Raw genomic sequence first — 18,724 nt, forward strand, 5'->3', positions numbered from 1 at the left:
ATAGCCGAACGAATAAAGCCCCGCCGTCTCAGGAACGGCGGGGCTTTTTAATGAAGAAATATCAATTAGATATCGAGATTGGCGACGCTGAGCGCGTTGTCCTGGATGAATTCACGCCGCGGCTCGACTTCGTCGCCCATCAAGCGGGCGAAGAGGCCGTCGGCATCGGTGGCGTCCGCGACCTTGACCTGCAGCAGCGAGCGCACATTCGGATCGAGCGTCGTTTCCCAGAGCTGCTCGGCATTCATCTCGCCGAGGCCCTTGTAACGCTGCATGCTGAGGCCCTTGCGGCCGCTGGCGAAAATCGCGTCGAGCAGGGCGCGCGGCCCTGAAATCTCGATGTCGCCTTCACGGCGATGCAGCGAAGGCGGCGCCTGGTAGATTTCCTTGAGGCGCGATGTCAGCTGATCGATGTGGCGGGCATCCGAGGAACCGATCAGCGCCATGTCGAGCACGACCGCTTCCTTGACGCCGCGGACCATGCGTTCGAGGCGCAGGCCGCCATCGCTGGTCAGATCGCCCTGCCAGCCGCGCTCGGTCTCTTCGGCGATGATGTCGAGACGGCTTGCGACCTCGGTTGCCAGCGCCCGGGCTCTTTCGGTGTCGCTGACGAGCTCGGCATTGAGCGCGCCGGCGATCGCCGCCTGTTCGACGACGGCCCGATTGTAGCGCGAATGGAGATTGTCGAGCAAAGCGCGCATGCGCAGCGCATCGAGAATGACCTCGCGCAGATCCTGACCGGTGCGGACCTCGCCGCTGCCGAGCCTCAAAGCCGCATCTTCGAGACCCTGGGCGATGAGATATTCCTCGAGCGCCTTTTCGTCCTTCAGATACTGCACCGATTTGCCGCGCGCGACCTTATAGAGCGGCGGCTGGGCGATGTAGAGATGGCCGCGCTCGATCAGCTCCGGCATCTGGCGGAAGAAGAAGGTGAGCAGCAAGGTGCGGATATGGGCGCCGTCGACATCGGCGTCCGTCATGATGATGATCTTGTGGTAACGCAGCTTTTCGGCATTGAACTCGTCCTTGCCGATGCCGGTGCCGAGCGCGGTGATCAGCGTGCCGATTTCCTGGCTCGACAGCATCTTGTCGAAACGGGCGCGTTCGACGTTGAGGATCTTGCCACGCAGCGGCAGGATCGCCTGGTTCTCGCGCGAGCGGCCCTGCTTAGCCGAGCCGCCGGCGGAATCGCCCTCGACCAGGAAAACTTCGGACTTTGCCGGATCGCGCTCGGAGCAGTCGGCAAGCTTGCCGGGCAGCGAGGCGATGTCGAGCGCGCCCTTGCGGCGGGTCAATTCACGTGCCTTGCGGGCCGCTTCGCGCGCCGCAGCGGCTTCGACGACCTTGCCGACGAGGATCTTGGCTTCGCTCGGATGCTCTTCGAACCAGGTGTTCAGCGCCTCGTTGACGAGGCTTTCGACGACAGGACGAACTTCCGAGGAAACGAGCTTATCCTTGGTCTGCGAGGAGAATTTCGGATCCGGCACCTTGACCGACAGGACCGCGGTCAGGCCTTCACGACAATCCTCGCCCTGCAGCGTCACCTTTTCCTTCTTGGTGATGCCGGAATTATCGGCATAGGACACCACCTGGCGCGTCAGCGCCGCGCGGAAGCCGGCCATATGGGTGCCGCCGTCACGCTGGGGAATGTTGTTGGTGAAGCAGAGCACGTTCTCGTGATAGCTGTCGTTCCACCACATCGCCACTTCGACGGTGATGCCGTCCTTTTCGCCGCGGATGGCGACCGGCTTGTCGACAAGCGGCTTCTTGGCCCGGTCGAGATAGGCGACGAAGGCCTCGAGGCCGCCGTCATAGCGCATCTCTTCCTGCTTGATATCGGAATGGCGCTTGTCGGCCAGCAGAATGCGGACGCCGGAATTCAGGAAGGCGAGTTCGCGCAGGCGATGCTCCAGTGTGCCGTAGTCGAACTCCGTCATGGTGAAGGTTTCGGTGCTCGGCATGAAGCTCACTTCGGTGCCGGTTGCATCCGGGGCATCGCCCGTGACCTTCAGCGGAGCATCGGCCACGCCATGGGTGAAGCTCATTTCATGGATCTTGCCGTGGCGGCGGATCTTCAGCTTCAGCCAGACGGAAAGCGCATTGACGACGGAAACGCCGACGCCGTGCAGGCCGCCGGAGACCTTGTAGGAATTCTGGTCGAACTTACCGCCGGCATGGAGCTGCGTCATGATGACTTCGGCCGCAGAGACGCCTTCGCCGGTATGGATATCCGTCGGAATGCCGCGGCCGTTGTCGGTGACCGTGACCGAACCATCCGGATTGAGCGTGACGGTGACGATATCGGCGTGACCGGCGAGCGCTTCGTCGATCGCGTTGTCGACGACTTCATAGACCATATGGTGAAGGCCGGAACCATCGTCGGTGTCGCCGATATACATGCCGGGGCGTTTGCGTACGGCATCGAGGCCCTTCAGGACCTTGATCGAATCTGCGCCATATTCGCTGCTTACGCCGTTTTCCGTCGCGGATGTATCGCTCATTCTGTCGAGATTTTCCCTGTTGTCGTAAAGCGGCGGCGGGCCTTGCGAATCACCGGCTTTCTTTACTCTCGTATATAGGTTTTTTGAGGTCAGTTCCCAATGGTAAGCCCCCCGGAACAAGGCATAAAACAGGGGATTATGACGCTTTTCCGTCGTTTTTGGCACCGTTTTCAAGAAGAGCCGATAACCGGGCGATCTCGGCGCTGTCAAGGTCGCGAATCCGCCGCGCCAGCCGATTGGCGAATTCGGTATATTCCGGCGGCAGCCCGGAGGTGTCGATCACGACGCGCGGGTCGGAAGAGCGGGCAAGCAGGAACAATTCCTCGGCCTCGTCCCAGATGATGTTGAAATAGCCGGCGATGCGCTGGAGCAGATCGAAGGTCGGCAGGCCGCGCTTTCCGTGTTCGAGTGCTGAGAGATAGGCGGGGGAGACGTTCAGCGCTTCCGCCATTTCCTTTTGCGAGACGCCCTTGCGCGCTCTCAGCCTGCGAACCGCCTCGCCGAAGGGCGTCATGGCCTTTCCCCATGCCGCCGCGACAGGCGGATATAAAGCGCGCCTTCTCCGCCGTGATGCTGGGCGGCGGATTCATAGGAGGAGATCAGGTAGCGGAATTCGGGCTTGGAAAACCAGAGGGGCACGGCGCGTTTCAGCGCGCCGTCGCTGCCGAGCGAACTGCCCTTGCCTGTTATGACGAGGACATGGCGCATGCCGCGCTCATGGGCGCGGATCAGGAAATCGAGAAGGATGGCATGGGCTTCGCTCTGCACCAGCCCATGCAGATCGATGCGCGCCTCGAGCGCCAGCCGGCCCTTGGCGATCTTGCGTTTGACCGGCCTTTCCAGCGGATGATGCACGCCGGCCGGCCGTTTCGATGCCGAGGGTGCCGCCGGCTGTTCCGGCGCGGATGAGGCGGGCATCTGCTTTTCGGTCTTCTCCCGTTCGGCCGCTGCTTCCGTCTCGGCAAGAAAGGCATCGAGTTCGCTCAGTTCACCCGTCTTGCCGGGCATCGGCCGGGTGCTGCGGGCCACCTTGCCCCAGAGGATCCTCTCATCGGCGCTGAGCTTACGATCCCTGGCCATCAATCGAAGCGTCCGGCGGCGGCATTGGGGATGAGGATGGCGAAATCGGCATGGTTGCGAACGGTGCCCGCACTTTCTCCCGCCAGATCCCCCGAGCCGGTGAAGATGTCGCCGCGCGCCGGGCCGACGATCGCCGAGCCGGTATCGAGCGCCAGCATCAACCGTCGGAAGGGCCGGCCATGATCGAGATGGGTAAGGCTTTCGGCGCGAATGAAAAAGGGAAAGCCGAAAGTGTGGATGATCCGATCGACCGCCAGCGAGCGCCCGGCGAGAAGCGGCACCTTGGCGGCCGCAATCGGACCGGCCTCAAGATCGGCGACCGCCGCGTCCCGGAAGAAAATATAGGAGCGGTTGTGCCATAGCACCTCGTCCACCCGCTCGGGATTGCGCGCCAGCCAGGCGCGGATCGACTGCATCGAAATCTCGGCACGGTCAATTTCGCCGCGCTCGATCAGCAGCTTGCCGATCGCCGAGAAAGGATGGCCGGCCTTCGCCGCGTAGGTGATGCGGCCGATGCGGCCATCCCTGTAGCGCAGCCGGGCGGCGCCCTGCACATGCACGAAGAAGACATCGACCTTCGATTTTGCCCAGGCGATTTCAAGGCCGCGGCCTTCGAGGAAGCCCTGGTCGATTTGACGGCGATCCGGATAGACGGCGACGCGGCCGTCCTGCAGACGGCCGAAAACATAAGCCGCATCCAATTCGGCGGGGCGATTGGTCTCATCGAGATCGATCAGATCGTCCGGGCGGCGATAGAAGGGAAAGCGGAAAATCTCGTCCTGATGGTCCGACACCTCGATCTCGGGCTCGTAAAAAGCGGTGACGAAGCCCGGATTGCCGTCTTTGCGGCGGATCAGAAAAGGCCGACAGTGCCTCTCGAAGAAGGCGCGCGCCGACGCCGGGGAGGAAGGCGTGAAATCTTCGGCGGCGATCAGAAGCGGAAGCAGATCGTCCGAACTCAGGCCAAGCGTACCGGTGCGGTAGGGTTTGACCTCGGTGATCTGCCGAAGGCAGCTCCGCATGACTTCAAAAAGGCCGGAGGGATTATCATCCTTCCAGCCTTCCAAATGATCGAAACTCACAGCCTGCAGGACGAAGTCCGATGCCTGGTCACTCATGTTCCGATTCGGTCGCCACAAGTTTCCAGTTCGGATCGCGCGAGCGGGTATCGCGGGCGAAGGTCCAGAGATCGTTGACCTCGGCGACGTTTTCGGCGTCGCCCTCGATCAGCGCATCCGCCTTGTCATAGGTCGCCGATATCAGCTGGCTGATGATGCGCACAGTGATCTGCGCCTCGCTGCCCTTCGTCTCGGCATGGGTGATTTCGGCCTTGTCGATGCCGACGAAGGTAGATTTCACCTTCTCGCCCCGGCTTTCCCGTTCACCGATCGCGGCGTCGAAGCCGTCATAGACTTCGCGGGACAAAAGGTTCTTCAGGGTTTTCCGGTCGCCGTCGGCATAGGCCATGACGATCATTTCGTAGGCCATCCGGGCGCCGTTTAGAAATTCCTTCGGAGTGAAGGAAGGATCAGCTTTGTTCAATGCGCGCAGCGATTCGTTGAGCGGCGTGCCCGGCGCAGCAACGGCATCGATGGCGGAAAAGCGATCCTCATCCTCGCTCGCGGCGTCGCGGCGCGGCAGCGTCACGACCTTACCGCCATCGGCGGTGTCGGCCGGCGCCGCATCCCGCGGCGTATAGAGATCGCGCGGCGGCTTCTCATTTCCCGTGCGGCGGCCGAGCACGGAGCGCAGCTGAAAGAAAATCAGCACCGCCGCCACCAGGAAGAATAATGTGATGAAGTCGTTCGAACTCATATCGTATCGCAACCGCCGTTAACATCTCTGATTTGTACTCCCATATAGTCCGCCTATACAGATGATTCAAATGATGGCTGGCATCTTCGCCGGCGTCCAGAGGAGACCGGCAAGGCCGGGGAAATGACGACCATGCGTTTTTCGATCCTGCCAGCTTTCATTCTGCTGCTGCCGCTCGCCGAAATTGCCGGTTTCGTCGTCGTCGGCCGGGCGCTCGGATTGGCGCTGACGCTGGCGCTGGTGATGCTCAGCTTCGTCGCCGGCATGATCCTGCTGCGCCGCCAGGGCATCGGCATTCTCCGGCGCATGTCGAGCGAAGGGCGAAACGGAATGATGCCGGGGCGCGAGTTGCTGCGGCCGGCGATGAACGTCATCGCCGCGCTGCTGCTGATCATTCCCGGCTTCCTCTCCGATCTCATCGCCATCCTCATTCTCATTCCGCCGGTGCGCGATCTCGTCTGGCGGGCGATCGCCAGACGTTTCGTCGTCGTCAATGCCAAGGGCGGCTATTCTCCCGGCCCGCAGCCCGATGTCCGGGATCGCAACCCGAATTCGAAGGTGGTCGATCTCGACGAGGAGGACTATCATAGGGAGCCGAAGCCGAACTCGCCGTGGTTCGGCAAACATCTCGGCGATTGAGGTCCGGCGGCCGATCAGCCGCGTCCAGCGCCCAGGGTTGTAAGCCCCTGTCTGAAATGTTAGATGGCGGCACCATTCATGCCCTTCGAGGAAAAGCCAATGGCAGACGATAACAACAACGGTGCGACCAGCCCCACCCTTTCGATCCTTGCGCAATACACCAAGGACCTCTCCTTCGAAAATCCGGGCGCCCCGCGTTCGCTGCAGGCCCGCGACAAGGCGCCGACGATCAACATCAACGTGAACGTCAACGCCAACCCGCTTTCCGACACGGATTTCGACGTCGTGCTGTCGCTGAATGCCGAAGCCAAGGACGGCGACAAGACGGTCTTCCATACCGAACTCGTCTATGGCGGCGTCTTCCGCGTTGCCGGCTTCCCGCAGGAGCACATGCTGCCGGTTCTCTTCATCGAGTGCCCGCGCATGCTCTTCCCCTTCGCCCGCCAGATCATCGCCGACGTCACCCGCAATGGCGGCTTCCCCCCGCTGATGATCGACCCGATCGACTTCACGCAGATGTTCGCCCAGCGCGTTGCCGAAGAACAGGCCCGCGCCAAGGTTCAGGCTGTTCCGAACTGATCGGACATTTCCGCTTTGAAAATCAAGATGCCCGGGCAAGTCCCGGGCATTTTTCATTGCAGCGCCAAATCGATTCCGATTTTAAAGCATGTCGCGCAAGAGTGTGCAGCGGGCGGTTTTGGGGCAACGGCATGCGTAAAACAAAGAGCTAAAGCGCGAAGAGCGAATCTGAAAGATCGCGACGCGCTTTGGGGAATTATGCGGGAGGGCTGCCGTATTTCGCCCAGATGCCTTTTTCGCCGAGTTTGGCGACCAGCGCCTCATGCGCTTGCGCCTCGGCCTGGCTGAGGCGGGGTGCAAGCAGTCGGGGCCGTTCAAGCGCCGCCGATATCACCGCATCGTCTTCCATCGCCATGTCGCCGCGCGCCGCCTGGCCGGATTGACCCGACATGCCGAGGCCGAGAGCCGCCTGCCTGCCGCCGATCATCTCGATATAGACTTCAGCGAGCAGTTCGGAGTCGAGCAGCGCGCCGTGTTTGGTGCGGTGCGAATTGTCGATGCCGTAGCGCCGGCAGAGCGCGTCGAGCGAATTCGGTCCCATCGGGTGCTTGCGACGCGCCATGGACAGCGTATCGACTACCCGTTCCGGCAGGATCGGCGGCAGACCGAGCCGCGCCAATTCGGCGTTGATGAAGCCCATGTCGAATGTGGCGTTGTGGGCGATCCACTTGGCATCGCCGAAGAAGGCAAGGATTTTTTCGGCCACTTCGCCGAAGGGCTGCTTGTCCTTCAGGAATTCGTCGGTGATGCCGTGGACGGCGAGCGCATCCGGATGAACCTTCTGATCACCGGGATTGATGAAGATATGGATCGTGTTACCGGTCGGGAAATGATTGAAGAGCTCGATGCCGCCGATTTCGATGATGCGGTCCGTCCGGTTGTCGAGGCCGGTGGTTTCCGTATCGAAAATGATCTCACGCATTCCGGAAATCTCCTTTGGCAATTCGCATTTTCAGATCGGCGACGATCTCACGCACCCGTTCCCCCGTCTCCGCTATGCTGCCGCTGGTATCGACCAGATAATCGGCGCGGCGGCGTTTTTCCGCATCCGGCGTCTGGCGGGAGAGAATCATGTCGAATTTTTCCTCGGTCATGTCGTCCCGCGCAAGCACCCTCTGACGCTGAATCTGTGGATCGGTGCTGACGACGACGATGACATCCACCCTCTCCCAGGCGCTGGTTTCGAAAAGCAGGGGAATGTCGAGCAGGACCATCTCGGCGCCGGCCGCCTGCTGGCGCGCCAGAAATTCGTTCTCGCGCTTGCGGACCAGAGGATGAACGATCGCTTCCAGCTGTTTGAAACCGGCCGGATCGAGAGCGAGCTGGCGGCCGAGCTCATGCCGGTCGACCGCCCCGTCCTTCATCGAACCGGGAAAGGCGGCGTCCACCAGGGGTGCAGCTTCACCGGCATAGAGATCATGGACCACGGCATCGGAATCGTTGAGCGGTATCCCGGCGTCGGCGAACAGCTTGCCGACCGTCGATTTTCCCATTCCGATAGAGCCGGTGAGACCGATCTTCAGCATCAGTGCGCTTCCATGTCCGCGACGATCAGGGCGCGCAATGCTGCGTCGACCATGGGGCGTTTGCCGAACCATTTCTCGAAGCCGGGCGCGGCCTGATGCAGCAGCATGCCGAGGCCATCGACGATGGAATATCCCTGTTCTTCCGCCTGTGCCAGGATCGGCGTCTTCAAGGGAATGTAGACGATATCGGTGACGACGGCATCGGCCGCAAGCACGGTGAAATCAAGCTGAGGTGCTGCTTCGCCGTCCATGCCGAGCGAGGTGGTGTTGACGAACAGACCGGCCCCTTTCATCACTTCGGCAAGCGCACCGGCCGGGTGGGCGTGGACTTTCGGACCAAAGCGATCAGCCAGCTCACGCGCGCGTTCGACGGTTCGGTTGACGACATGGATCTCCTTGAAACCGCGATCGCGGACCGCCTGGATGATTGCCCGGCTGGCCCCGCCGGCGCCGAAGACGATGGCCGTATCGTGCCGGTCCCAGCGCGGATGGCGTTCGTCGAGATTGGCGGTGAAGCCGCGGCCGTCGGTGTTCGTCGCCTGCAGGACGCCATCTTCCAGCCAGAGCGTGTTCGAGGCGCCGAGCTCCTGCGACAGCTCATCCGGTCTGTCGGCGAGGCGGCAGGCCATTTCCTTATGAGGGATGGTGACATTGCCGCCGGTAAAGCCGGAGCTGCCGTCTTTCAGGGAGGCGATGAAATCCGCAAAGGCATCGGGCGTTACTTCATGGGTGCGGTAGCTGCCGGGCAGGCCGAGTGTTTTCAGCCAATATCCATGGATGAGCGGCGAGCGCGAGTGCTTGACCGGAAAGCCCGTGACAAACGCTTTCGGCCCCAATGTTTCACGTGAATCATCCATCGATCGCTCCGAGTTCCCGCAGTTTTTCGAGAAGCGGCAGCATCGGCAGACCAAGAATAGTGAAATAATCACCCTTGATCTTTTCGAAAAGCTGAATGCCCTCTCCTTCCAATTGATAGGCGCCGACGCTGGAAAGCGCGCGTTCGCCGACCCGCGCCAGGTGCCGGGTGATGAAATCCGCCGTCAACGGCCGCATCGTCAAATCGGCATGGGAAAGATGTTCCCACAAGACCACACCGCTGCCGATAATCGCCACGGCACTGTTCAAGCGATGGGTCGCTCCAGACAGGGTCTGGAGGTGATTCGCGGCGTCGGCCATGTCTCTCGGTTTATGAAAAACGCGCTCACCGAGCGACATCGTCTGATCCGAACCGATGACCAGGCTATCGGGAAAACGGCGGCTGACCTCTTCGGCCTTGGCCTTGGCCAGGACGAGCGCCACGGCATCGGGTGCCGCGCCGGCTTTTTCCAACGGGGCTTCGACGGCCCTTTCATTGATCCTTGCGGCCTGCGCCTCGAAGGACAGGCCGGCATTTTCCATCAGCGCCCGTCGAAAGGGGCTCGACGATGCAAGGATGAGTTTTACTGTCATGCGGTCCTCGACGTGCCGGCGTTTCGTCAGCGCTTAGCGCAGCTTCGGGCGCAGGGCAACAATGGCCGCCGCCGTTTCCTCGATCGAACGGCGCGTCACATCGATCAGCGGCCAGCCGTGGCGAGCGCAGAGCGAGCGGGCATATTTCAATTCCTCGGAGATCGCGGCGCGATCGGTATAATGATCTCGGTCGAAACCCTGCGTCGTCCCGAGGATGCGATTTTCCCGCACCTGGGAAATACGGTCGGTGGTGGCGATGAGGCAGACGATCACCGGTTTCGTTGCGGCAAAGAGGCTCTCCGGCAAGGGTACGCCATAGACGATCGGAATGTTCGCCGTCTTGATGCCTCGGTTGGCGAGATAGATGCTGGTCGGCGTTTTCGAGGTGCGGCTGATCCCGATGATGACCACGTCGGCGTCATTATAGTCATCCGGCATCTGGCCGTCGTCATGGTCCATAGTGAAATTCAGCGCTTCGATACGCGCGAAATATCCGGCGTTCATGACGTGCTGCGCTCCGACCCGGCGGCGCGACGGGGCGCCGAGATAGACCTGAAACGCGTTCATGACAGGCTCCAGCACATTGACTGAGGCAACGCCCATTTCGGCGCAGCGCTCGTCGATGAGGCTCGCGAGCTCCCGGTCGACGATCGTATAGAGCACGATGCCCGGTGCGTCGTCGATCGCCTGCAGAACCGGCAGCAGCTGCTTGCGATTGCGGATCAAGGGATAGACGTGTTCGATCGGCTGGGAGGATCTGAACTGGGCCGATGCGGCGCGGCCGGCAGAGATGAGAGTCTCTCCTGTTGAGTCAGAAATCAGATGCAGATGAAAGAAGTTCGTTCTGTTCTCCACGCTATTTTCCGCTGCCTGTTGAAAAGACTGGATGATGAAGAGCTAAGTAGCCAGGGTGGGGCCGGGCTCGGGAAAACATGGCTGCTTATCCACATTACGAATTTTGCAAACCGGTTTCATCGGGCCCTGTGGAAGATGGGGAGCAGTTCAATTTCCTTAGAGCAGGTCCACAGCTTATCCACAAGCTAGCTGAAAATCATTCATTCGGAAGCGACTGGAATCACTTTCGGATTCGGCGTCTCCCCGAAATTTGAGCACAGCCGGAGAATCCTTGCCACGTTCTCTGGCGATGCGCGACAAATGGCATCGGCGGTGGATGGATTTTAATCCTTGATAGACACCGACTCTAAGAAATAGAAACCTTTTAAAATATCTTTGATTTTTTATAGGGAAGAAGCGCTTGAGCGAAACGCGCCGAAAGATCATGAGGGTTCTCGATGGCGAAAGCCTCTCCCCTCCTCCTCTCTGGCTGATGCGGCAGGCCGGACGTTACCTTCCGGAATATAGGGAGACGCGGGCAAAGGCCGGGAGCTTTCTCGATCTCTGCTACACGCCCGATTATGCCGTTGAAGTGACATTGCAGCCGATCCGCCGCTACGGCTTTGATGCGGCCATCCTGTTTTCCGACATCCTCGTCATTCCCGATGCGATGAAACGAAACGTCCGCTTCACCGAAGGCCATGGTCCTGAAATGGATCCGATCGATAAAGCCGGTATCGGCAGGCTGAACGGCGAAGAGGTTGTCGATTATCTCCATCCGGTTCTGGAGACGGTGCGGCGGCTGCGCAGCGAGCTGCCTGACGAGACGACCCTGCTTGGCTTCTGCGGCGCGCCCTGGACGGTTGCGACCTATATGATCGCGGGTCATGGAACGCCAGATCAAGCCCCTGCCCGTCTCTTCGCCTACAAGCATCCACGCGCTTTCGAGCATCTGCTGATGCTGCTGGCGGATGTGTCGGCCGATTATCTCGTCGCGCAGATCGATGCCGGCGCCGATGCCGTGCAGATCTTTGATTCCTGGGCCGGCGTTCTCGGCGAAAAGGAATTCGAAGCTTTTGCGATCCGGCCTGTCGCCCGGATGATCACTTCGATCAGGTCGCGGCGGCCGCATGCCCGCATCATCGCCTTTGCCAAAGGCGCAGGCTACCAGCTGAAGACCTATCGTCAGAAGACCGGTGCGGATGCGATCGGCCTCGATTGGTCGGTGCCATTGGCCTTTGCCGCCGAACTTCAGAAGGACGGGCCGGTTCAGGGCAATCTCGATCCGATGCGCGTCGTTGCCGGCGGCAAGGCTTTGGAAGAAGGCATAGACGATATTCTCCAGCATCTCGGCAATGGGCCGCTGATCTTCAATCTCGGTCACGGCATCACGCCGCAGGCCGACCCAGAACATGTGCGCATGCTGGTCGACCGCGTGCGGGGTCTGACGTGACGATGGAGAAGCAGACGGATCAGAGGACGGGCGCCTATGCCCGGCGCCGCGCGCATTTTGCGTTGGCCTTCTTCGCCCTGCTAGCGGTCGGGCTCTTCGCCTGGAGCCCGGACAATCTCTATCTCTGGATCAAGGCGCTCCACATCATCGCGGTGATCTCCTGGATGGCCGGATTGTTTTATATGCCGCGGCTGTTCATCTACCATACCGATGCCGAACCGGGTTCGGTGCAGTCGGAAACCTTCAAGGTGATGGAGCGCCGGCTGCTTCGGATCATCATGACGCCGGCAATGATGCTGACCTGGATTTTCGGTCTCTATCTGGCCTGGTCGGTCTATGGTTTCCAGGGCGGCTGGCTGCATGCGAAGATCGGTCTCGTCGTATTGCTGACCGGTGTTCATGTGTTCTTCAGCCGGGCTGTGAGGGCTTTCGAGCGGGATGAAAATCGCCGTTCCGCCCGCTATTGGCGGTTCATGAACGAGGCGCCGACGCTGCTGATGATCCTGATCGTGATCCTCGTCGTGGTGAAGCCATTTTGAGGAAAATCACCCCTCAGGTTAAATTTGCTTCATTTTAAGCAGCCCCCTTGCGGCGGCGATAACGAGTCGCTATTTTCCGCGCATCTCATCTACGTGGCATGTGTGTAGAGTTCAGTCGTCTGCGAGCCCCTTTCGCAGTACCGAATACGACCCAACATCGCCTTTCCCCTTCAAAATTGAAAAGAGCATTGGTCACTTCATGGCTGAAATGAAGCTTCAGGAACTTAAGAGTAAATCCCCGACGGATCTTCTGGCTTTTGCCGAGTCGCTCGAGGTCGAGAATGCAAGCACGATGCGCAAGCAGGAACTGATGTTTGCGATTCTCAAGATGCTTGCCAGCCAGGATGTGGAAATCATCGGCGAAGGGGTCGTCGAAGTGCTGCAGGACGGTTTCGGCTTCCTGCGTTCCGCCAATGCCAATTACCTGCCGGGTCCCGACGACATTTATATTTCCCCGTCGCAGATCCGCCGGTTCTCGCTGAAGACAGGCGATACGGTCGAAGGGCCCATCCGCGGACCGAAGGAAGGCGAACGCTATTTCGCGCTGCTGAAGGTCAACACCATCAATTTCGACGATCCGGAAAAGATCCGTCACAAGGTCCATTTCGACAATCTGACGCCGCTCTATCCGAACGAGCGTTTCAAGATGGAACTGGATATTCCGACCTCCAAGGATCTGTCGCCGCGCGTGATCGATCTGGTGGCGCCGCTCGGCAAGGGCCAGCGCGGCCTGATCGTCGCGCCGCCGCGCACCGGTAAGACCGTGCTGCTGCAGAACATCGCGCATTCGATCACGGCAAACCATCCGGAATGCTATCTCATCGTTCTCCTGATCGACGAACGCCCTGAGGAAGTGACCGACATGCAGCGTTCCGTTCGCGGCGAGGTCATCTCTTCGACCTTCGACGAGCCGGCGGTTCGTCACGTCCAGGTCGCCGAAATGGTCATCGAAAAGGCGAAGCGCCTGGTCGAGCACGGACGCGACGTCGTCATCCTGCTCGATTCGATCACCCGTCTCGGTCGCGCTTACAACACCGTCGTTCCTTCTTCCGGCAAGGTTCTGACTGGCGGTGTCGATGCCAACGCGCTTCAGCGTCCGAAGCGCTTCTTCGGCGCCGCGCGCAATATCGAGGAAGGCGGTTCGCTGACGATCATCGCCACGGCGCTGATCGATACCGGCAGCCGTATGGACGAAGTTATTTTCGAAGAATTCAAAGGCACCGGCAACTCGGAAATCGTGCTCGACCGCAAGGTCGCCGACAAGCGCATCTTCCCGGCCATGGATATTCTCAAGTCCGGCACGCGTAAGGAAGACCTGCTGGTTCCGCGCCAGGATCTGCAGAAGATCTTCGTGCTGCGCCGTATCTTGGCGCCGATGGGCACGACCGACGCGATCGAATTCCTCATCGACAAGCTCAAGCAGACGAAGAACAATTCCGACTTCTTCGATTCGATGAATACCTAATCCTTAGCCGGATTCATCTACGAGAGCTGGTGGCATCGTCGTGATGCCGCCAGCTTTTCTATTTAGAGAGACCGACTCGGATTCGAACCGATAGACAGACGCATGGCCATATCGCATGACACCATATATGCCCTCTCAAGCGGGGCGCCGCCTTCGGGCGTCTCGGTGGTTCGCATCAGCGGGCCAGCGACCAAGGACGTGCTTGTGAGCCTCATCGGCTCGGTTCCCGCCGATCGGGCGGCGGCCTATCGAACGATTCGAACTCGTAACAATGAGCCGATCGATCGCGGTCTGGCGCTGTTTTTTCCCGCGCCCAACTCGTTTACCGGCGAGGACGTTGCCGAGTTGCAGATCCATGGCAGCAAAGCTGTCCTGGCCGCATTGTTTCAGGCGCTTGGTGAATTTCCCAATGTTCGTATGGCCGTCGAAGGAGAGTTCTCGCGACGAGCCTTCGAAAACGGCAAGCTGGATCTTGTCGAAGTTGAGGGACTGGCCGATCTGATCGGCGCTGAAACGGAAATGCAGCGTCGCCTCGCCGTCGAACATAGCGCCGGCGGCCTGTCGGCGATTTACGATTCGTGGGCGGAACGATTAACCCGTGCGCGGGCCCTGATCGAAGCGGAATTGGATTTTCCGGATGAAGACGATGTGCCGGGCTCCGTCTCGGATATGGTCTGGTCCGATATGGAGACGCTTCGCGCGGATATCGCTCAGCATTTGAGCGCTGCTTCGGCGGGGGAAATCATCAGGGACGGCTTCAAGGTGGTGATCGCCGGCGCACCGAATGCCGGTAAATCGAGCCTGTTGAACGCCTTGGCGCGCCGTGACGTCGCGATCGTCACCGACATCGCCGGAACGACGCGCGATGTGCTGCATCTCGATCTCGATATCGATGGCTATCTTGTGAAACTCTACGATACGGCCGGCCTCCGGGAGACGGAGGACCGGGTGGAGATGGAAGGCGTGCGGCGGGCGCGTGTTGCCCTTCTTAACGCCGATCTCGTGCTGCTGCTGGTCGACATGACCAGTCCCGAGATACCTGGCGACTTGGAGCCGACTTTTCCGCATGTTACTGTCGGCACGAAGAAGGACCTTATCGGTATCGCCCCTGGCCGGTACGACCTGCAGATCTCCACGACGACAGGCGATGGTTTGCCGGAGCTGCGGCAGCTGATCGGCAGGGTCGTCGCAGCTCGCTTCGGTGGCCTGTCCATGGCGATTCCCAGCCGGCAAAGGCATAAGGATTCGCTGGCGAAATGTTTGTCGGCCCTCGACGAGGCGATTTCGCAGGTCGATGTGGATCTGGAACTGCGAACCGAGCAGCTTCGAGTTGCCGCCGACTATCTGGGTAGGATTACCGGTCGAGTGGATGTCGAGCAGCTGCTTGGGGTGATCTTCTCGGAGTTTTGTATCGGCAAATGATTCACGTGAAACCTTTCAGCCTGGACGGCTGACCGGTCTCAGATGAAGCTACCGCCGGATTGGAGTCTTGGAATGACCGTAGATGTCTATGATGTGATTGTGATCGGCGGCGGCCATGCGGGGTCGGAGGCGGCGAGCGCAGCTGCGCGGCTTGGCGCGAAGACCGCGCTTGTTACGCACAGGCGGGACACGATCGGCGTCATGTCGTGCAATCCGGCCATTGGCGGACTCGGAAAGGGTCATCTCGTGCGCGAGATCGACGCTATGGATGGTTTGATGGGCCGGATCGCCGATGCCGCCGGCATTCAATTCAGAATGCTGAACAAGAAGAAGGGTGCGGCCGTTCGCGGACCGCGGACGCAGGCGGATCGAAAGCTTTACCGGCTGGCGATGCTGGCCGCTATCGAAGCGACGCCGGGTCTCGACATTATCGAAGGGGATGTGTTCGATCTGGATGTCGTTGATGGCGGCGTGACGGGTGTCATCATGAAGGATGGCCGAACCTTTAAAACGCCTGCGGTGGTTTTGACGACGGGCACCTTTCTTCGCGGCCTTATCCATATCGGTTCGGAAAAGACCCCGGCCGGTCGTGTCGGCGAAGCGCCTTCGATGGGACTGTCCGCCACGCTGGCGCGGCTCGGCTTGCGGTTGGGGCGCTTGAAGACAGGAACGCCGGCGCGGCTGGACGGAAAGACGATCGACTGGCAGTCCGTGGGCCGGCAGGGCGCCGACGAGGAGCTCGTCCCCTTCTCCTTTATGACCGATCGAATTACGACGCCGCAGATCGACTGCGGGGTGACGAGGACCACTGAAGCGACACACCGCATTATCGTCGAGAACATCATGCGGTCGGCAATGTATTCCGGCCAGATCGAGGGTGTTGGCCCGCGCTATTGCCCCTCGATCGAAGACAAGCTGGTGAAATTCGGCGAGCGGGATGGACATCAGGTCTTTCTCGAGCCGGAGGGTCTGGATGACGACACCGTTTATCCGAACGGGATTTCGACCTCCCTGCCGGCAGAGGTTCAGGCAGATTTCATCAAGACCATTCCTGGTCTCGAAGCGGTGAAAATCCTGCAACCGGGTTATGCCATCGAATATGACCATGTCGATCCGCGGGAGCTGACGCCGTCGCTGGAGGTCAAGCGGCTGAAAGGATTGTTCCTCGCCGGCCAGATCAACGGCACCACCGGTTATGAGGAGGCGGCCGCTCAGGGCCTGGCGGCCGGTTTGAATGCTGCATTGCACAGCAGCGATTCGGATCCGTTCCAATTCAGCCGAACGAACTCCTATATCGGTGTGATGATCGATGACCTCACCTCGCGCGGCGTTACGGAACCGTATCGAATGTTCACGTCGCGGGCCGAGTATCGGCTGACATTGCGCGCGGACAATGCCGATATCCGCTTGACGCCCCTGGCGATGCAGCTCGGCTGTGCGAGCGGCGAGCGTGGGGAGCGATTCACCGCCTACCAGGCGGAAATCGAGGGCGGCCGAGCTTTGCTCCAATCGCTGGCCGTGACGCCGAACGAAGCGCGGCGGGCGGGCTTGAACATCAACCTCGATGGACAGCGCCGCACTGCCTATGATCTCTTGTCCTATCCGAACTACGATTTCGCCGAACTTCAGCGCGTATGGCCCGAGACCCTCGGGGCAATCGCACCCAAGGTCGCAGAGGCGCTGGAAATCGAAGCGGGTTATTCGGTTTACCTGGATCGGCAAGCCACGGCGATTGCCGATCAACAACGAGATGAGCAGCGGCAGATACCGCAGGATTTCGACTACAGCGGTCTTTCTGGACTTTCAAACGAACTGAAGGCCAAGCTGAATGCGGCCCGTCCCGTGAATATTGCTCAGGCGTCTGTTGTTGAAGGAATGACGCCGGCGGCCATCGCGCTGCTGTTGGTGCATCTCCGTCGACTCAATTCCCCGGCGCGGCAAAGCGCCTGACACAAAAGTTGAGAGTCCCTCAGAATGGAATTAAACGGTTTGCGTGTTTCACGTGAAACACAGGAGCGGCTTCGACACTTCGCCACGCTGTTCCAGAAGTGGGCAAAAACCATCAATCTGGTGGCGCCATCAACCCTTGCCGATCTGTGGCACCGGCATATTGCCGACAGCAGCCAAATCTTCCAGATCCATCCCAAGCCGGTCACCTGGGTAGACCTGGGAAGCGGTGGCGGTTTCCCTGGCGTCATTACCGCGATCTTTCTGGCGGAGCTGCAGGACGGATGGGTCCATCTGGTGGAAAGCAACCACAAGAAGGCGGCATTCCTGCGAACGGCGTTACGGGAAACGGAGGCGCGGGGAAGCGTTCACGCCATTCGAATCGAGGATGCCCCTGCGGAAATCGGCGAATGCGGGGCGATCTCCGCACGCGCGCTGACCGATCTCGACGGGCTTATTGCCTATTCCGCGCCCTGGATGCTGTCGCAAGAAAATTGTCACGGCTTTTTTCACAAAGGCCGGGATTACCTGAGGGAAATCGAGAAAGCGCGTGGCCGCTGGGAATTCGATCTGCTAGAACATAAGAGCGCCGTTGAGCAGGAATCTGTTATTTTGGAAGTATCGAATCTCCGGCGCTTGGTTTAACAAATCGGATATTGCAGCAATGGCTGGCGAACGACATCGGATAATCACCATCGCAAATCAGAAGGGTGGTGTCGGCAAGACGACCACTGCAATCAACCTGGCAACTGCGCTTGCCGCCATTGGCGAACGTGTCTTGATCGTCGATCTCGACCCGCAGGGCAATGCCAGCACCGGCCTCGGCATCGATCGCCGCAACCGCAAACTTTCCTCCTATGATCTGATGATCGGTGATCACGGTATCAGCGAAGTAACGCTGGAAACCGCCGTGCCCAACCTGTTCATCGTTCCCTCGACGATGGATCTGCTCGGGGTCGAAATGGAGATCGCGCAGGAAAGCGATCGTGTCTTCAAATTGCGCAAGGCGCTATCGTCGCCGGAAGCGATGGCCTTCTCCTATATTCTTCTGGACTGCCCGCCATCGTTCAATCTGCTGACGATGAATGCCATGGCGGCCGCGCATTCGGTGCTGGTACCGCTGCAATGCGAGTTTTTCGCGCTGGAGGGATTGAGCCAATTGCTTGAGACCGTCAGTCAGGTTCGCCGAACCGTCAATCCGCGACTGGATATCCAGGGTATCGTGCTGACGATGTTCGATGCGCGCAACAATCTCGCGCAGCAGGTCGTCAATGATGTGCGCACGCATCTCGGTGAGAAGGTTTATCATACCTTAATCCCGCGCAATGTGCGGGTTTCGGAGGCGCCCTCCTACGGCAAGCCAGCAATTCTTTACGATCTGAAATGTGCGGGCAGCCAGGCTTATCTGCAGCTGGCCTCCGAGGTTATCCAGCGCGAACGCCAAAGATTGGCTGCCTGATATTATTGCATGAGGG

General features: G+C 60.0%; 19 protein-coding genes. 9 read left to right on the forward strand and 10 right to left on the reverse strand.

From position 1 onward, the window contains the following. Nucleotides 1-65 precede the first annotated feature (65 nt). From gyrB to ATY77_RS23270, 5 genes are all read right to left on the reverse strand, one after another. Complete coding sequence (gene gyrB / locus ATY77_RS23250; RefSeq protein ID WP_088689032.1) at nucleotides 66-2,501, reverse strand: DNA topoisomerase (ATP-hydrolyzing) subunit B; 2,436 nt, start codon at nucleotides 2,499-2,501, stop codon at nucleotides 66-68. Nucleotides 2,502-2,637: 136 nt separating this feature from the next. Beyond that, on the reverse strand, nucleotides 2,638-3,015 hold the full coding sequence (locus tag ATY77_RS23255) for a helix-turn-helix transcriptional regulator (protein ID WP_088675385.1): 378 nt from the start codon (nucleotides 3,013-3,015) through the stop codon (nucleotides 2,638-2,640). Beyond that, nucleotides 3,012-3,581, reverse strand: a complete 570-nt coding sequence (locus ATY77_RS23260; RefSeq protein WP_088675386.1) for a Smr/MutS family protein — start codon at nucleotides 3,579-3,581, stop codon at nucleotides 3,012-3,014. Before ATY77_RS23260 ends, ATY77_RS23255 begins: the two co-directional genes overlap by 4 nt. Then, on the reverse strand, nucleotides 3,581-4,699 hold the full coding sequence (locus tag ATY77_RS23265) for a murein transglycosylase A (protein WP_088689033.1): 1,119 nt from the start codon (nucleotides 4,697-4,699) through the stop codon (nucleotides 3,581-3,583). Before ATY77_RS23265 ends, ATY77_RS23260 begins: the two co-directional genes overlap by 1 nt. Beyond that, nucleotides 4,692-5,396, reverse strand: coding sequence for a Tim44/TimA family putative adaptor protein (locus ATY77_RS23270; protein WP_088675388.1), 705 nt, complete (start codon nucleotides 5,394-5,396; stop codon nucleotides 4,692-4,694). The genes ATY77_RS23265 and ATY77_RS23270 overlap by 8 nt, the downstream gene beginning before the upstream one ends. 132 nt (nucleotides 5,397-5,528) lie before the next feature. On the opposite strand from ATY77_RS23270, the gene ATY77_RS23275 reads away from it, so the two are divergent. Both ATY77_RS23275 and secB read left to right on the forward strand, forming a co-directional pair. Then, nucleotides 5,529-6,035 carry an FxsA family protein gene (locus ATY77_RS23275; RefSeq protein ID WP_088689314.1) on the forward strand — a complete coding sequence of 169 codons (507 nt, stop codon included), beginning with the start codon at nucleotides 5,529-5,531 and terminating at the stop codon, nucleotides 6,033-6,035. Nucleotides 6,036-6,134: 99 nt separating this feature from the next. Continuing rightward, on the forward strand, nucleotides 6,135-6,614 hold the full coding sequence (secB, locus tag ATY77_RS23280; protein ID WP_008528719.1) for a protein-export chaperone SecB: 480 nt from the start codon (nucleotides 6,135-6,137) through the stop codon (nucleotides 6,612-6,614). Nucleotides 6,615-6,810: 196 nt separating this feature from the next. On the opposite strand, the gene dnaQ is transcribed toward secB, so the two are convergent. From dnaQ to ATY77_RS23305, 5 genes are read right to left on the reverse strand one after another with little or no spacing between them, the layout of a single operon-like run. Further along, the gene (dnaQ, locus tag ATY77_RS23285; protein WP_088689034.1) at nucleotides 6,811-7,536 is read right to left on the reverse strand and encodes a DNA polymerase III subunit epsilon; all 726 of its coding nucleotides are present in this window, start codon (nucleotides 7,534-7,536) and stop codon (nucleotides 6,811-6,813) included. After that, a complete protein-coding gene (coaE, locus tag ATY77_RS23290; protein ID WP_088689035.1) occupies nucleotides 7,529-8,140 on the reverse strand; it encodes a dephospho-CoA kinase in 612 nt (203 codons plus the stop codon). Before coaE ends, dnaQ begins: the two co-directional genes overlap by 8 nt. Further along, a complete protein-coding gene (locus ATY77_RS23295) occupies nucleotides 8,140-8,997 on the reverse strand; it encodes a shikimate dehydrogenase (protein WP_088689036.1) in 858 nt (285 codons plus the stop codon). The genes coaE and ATY77_RS23295 overlap by 1 nt, the downstream gene beginning before the upstream one ends. Beyond that, nucleotides 8,990-9,589 carry a Maf-like protein gene (locus ATY77_RS23300; protein WP_088689037.1) on the reverse strand — a complete coding sequence of 200 codons (600 nt, stop codon included), beginning with the start codon at nucleotides 9,587-9,589 and terminating at the stop codon, nucleotides 8,990-8,992. Before ATY77_RS23300 ends, ATY77_RS23295 begins: the two co-directional genes overlap by 8 nt. A gap of 33 nt (nucleotides 9,590-9,622) precedes the next feature. After that, the gene (locus ATY77_RS23305; RefSeq protein WP_088689038.1) at nucleotides 9,623-10,444 is read right to left on the reverse strand and encodes a pyruvate, water dikinase regulatory protein; all 822 of its coding nucleotides are present in this window, start codon (nucleotides 10,442-10,444) and stop codon (nucleotides 9,623-9,625) included. Nucleotides 10,445-10,844: 400 nt separating this feature from the next. On the opposite strand from ATY77_RS23305, the gene hemE reads away from it, so the two are divergent. The 7 genes from hemE (at nucleotide 10,845) to ATY77_RS23345 (ending at nucleotide 18,708) form a co-directional block, all read left to right on the forward strand. Further along, complete coding sequence (gene hemE / locus ATY77_RS23315; protein WP_088689039.1) at nucleotides 10,845-11,876, forward strand: uroporphyrinogen decarboxylase; 1,032 nt, start codon at nucleotides 10,845-10,847, stop codon at nucleotides 11,874-11,876. A 2-nt stretch (nucleotides 11,877-11,878) separates the two neighbouring features. After that, entirely contained in the window at nucleotides 11,879-12,415 is a 537-nt protein-coding gene (hemJ, locus tag ATY77_RS23320; protein WP_088689040.1) for a protoporphyrinogen oxidase HemJ, read from the forward strand. 199 nt (nucleotides 12,416-12,614) lie between these two features. Next, nucleotides 12,615-13,880 (forward strand): transcription termination factor Rho, encoded by a 1,266-nt coding sequence (gene rho, locus ATY77_RS23325; protein ID WP_003571435.1) that lies wholly within the window; start codon nucleotides 12,615-12,617, stop codon nucleotides 13,878-13,880. 102 nt (nucleotides 13,881-13,982) lie between these two features. Next, nucleotides 13,983-15,302 carry a tRNA uridine-5-carboxymethylaminomethyl(34) synthesis GTPase MnmE gene (gene mnmE, locus ATY77_RS23330; RefSeq protein WP_088689041.1) on the forward strand — a complete coding sequence of 440 codons (1,320 nt, stop codon included), beginning with the start codon at nucleotides 13,983-13,985 and terminating at the stop codon, nucleotides 15,300-15,302. 72 nt (nucleotides 15,303-15,374) lie between these two features. Next, nucleotides 15,375-17,252 (forward strand): tRNA uridine-5-carboxymethylaminomethyl(34) synthesis enzyme MnmG, encoded by a 1,878-nt coding sequence (gene mnmG, locus ATY77_RS23335; protein WP_088689042.1) that lies wholly within the window; start codon nucleotides 15,375-15,377, stop codon nucleotides 17,250-17,252. Between the two features lie 24 nt (nucleotides 17,253-17,276). Next, a complete protein-coding gene (rsmG, locus tag ATY77_RS23340; protein WP_088689043.1) occupies nucleotides 17,277-17,894 on the forward strand; it encodes a 16S rRNA (guanine(527)-N(7))-methyltransferase RsmG in 618 nt (205 codons plus the stop codon). A gap of 19 nt (nucleotides 17,895-17,913) precedes the next feature. Next, on the forward strand, nucleotides 17,914-18,708 hold the full coding sequence (locus ATY77_RS23345; RefSeq protein ID WP_088689044.1) for a ParA family protein: 795 nt from the start codon (nucleotides 17,914-17,916) through the stop codon (nucleotides 18,706-18,708). The last annotated feature ends 16 nt before the right edge of the window (nucleotides 18,709-18,724 follow it).

The organism is Rhizobium sp. R634, from assembly GCF_002211305.1.
Taxonomy (GTDB): domain Bacteria; phylum Pseudomonadota; class Alphaproteobacteria; order Rhizobiales; family Rhizobiaceae; genus Rhizobium.

Excerpts from the sequence above, each read along its gene's own strand:
- ATY77_RS23265 (WP_088689033.1), bottom strand. The coding sequence starts at position 4,699 with ATGAGTGACCAGGCATCGGACTTCGTCCTGCAGGCTGTGAGTTTCGAT.
- rho (WP_003571435.1), top strand. The coding sequence starts at position 12,615 with ATGGCTGAAATGAAGCTTCAGGAACTTAAGAGTAAATCCCCGACGGAT.
- hemJ (WP_088689040.1), top strand. The coding sequence starts at position 11,879 with ATGGAGAAGCAGACGGATCAGAGGACGGGCGCCTATGCCCGGCGCCGC.
- mnmE (WP_088689041.1), top strand. The coding sequence starts at position 13,983 with ATGGCCATATCGCATGACACCATATATGCCCTCTCAAGCGGGGCGCCG.
- dnaQ (WP_088689034.1), bottom strand. The coding sequence starts at position 7,536 with ATGCGTGAGATCATTTTCGATACGGAAACCACCGGCCTCGACAACCGG.
- mnmG (WP_088689042.1), top strand. The coding sequence starts at position 15,375 with ATGACCGTAGATGTCTATGATGTGATTGTGATCGGCGGCGGCCATGCG.
- ATY77_RS23300 (WP_088689037.1), bottom strand. The coding sequence starts at position 9,589 with ATGACAGTAAAACTCATCCTTGCATCGTCGAGCCCCTTTCGACGGGCG.
- ATY77_RS23345 (WP_088689044.1), top strand. The coding sequence starts at position 17,914 with ATGGCTGGCGAACGACATCGGATAATCACCATCGCAAATCAGAAGGGT.
- coaE (WP_088689035.1), bottom strand. The coding sequence starts at position 8,140 with ATGCTGAAGATCGGTCTCACCGGCTCTATCGGAATGGGAAAATCGACG.
- gyrB (WP_088689032.1), bottom strand. The coding sequence starts at position 2,501 with ATGAGCGATACATCCGCGACGGAAAACGGCGTAAGCAGCGAATATGGC.
- rsmG (WP_088689043.1), top strand. The coding sequence starts at position 17,277 with ATGGAATTAAACGGTTTGCGTGTTTCACGTGAAACACAGGAGCGGCTT.
- ATY77_RS23270 (WP_088675388.1), bottom strand. The coding sequence starts at position 5,396 with ATGAGTTCGAACGACTTCATCACATTATTCTTCCTGGTGGCGGCGGTG.
- ATY77_RS23295 (WP_088689036.1), bottom strand. The coding sequence starts at position 8,997 with ATGGATGATTCACGTGAAACATTGGGGCCGAAAGCGTTTGTCACGGGC.
- ATY77_RS23275 (WP_088689314.1), top strand. The coding sequence starts at position 5,529 with ATGCGTTTTTCGATCCTGCCAGCTTTCATTCTGCTGCTGCCGCTCGCC.
- ATY77_RS23260 (WP_088675386.1), bottom strand. The coding sequence starts at position 3,581 with ATGGCCAGGGATCGTAAGCTCAGCGCCGATGAGAGGATCCTCTGGGGC.
- secB (WP_008528719.1), top strand. The coding sequence starts at position 6,135 with ATGGCAGACGATAACAACAACGGTGCGACCAGCCCCACCCTTTCGATC.
- ATY77_RS23255 (WP_088675385.1), bottom strand. The coding sequence starts at position 3,015 with ATGACGCCCTTCGGCGAGGCGGTTCGCAGGCTGAGAGCGCGCAAGGGC.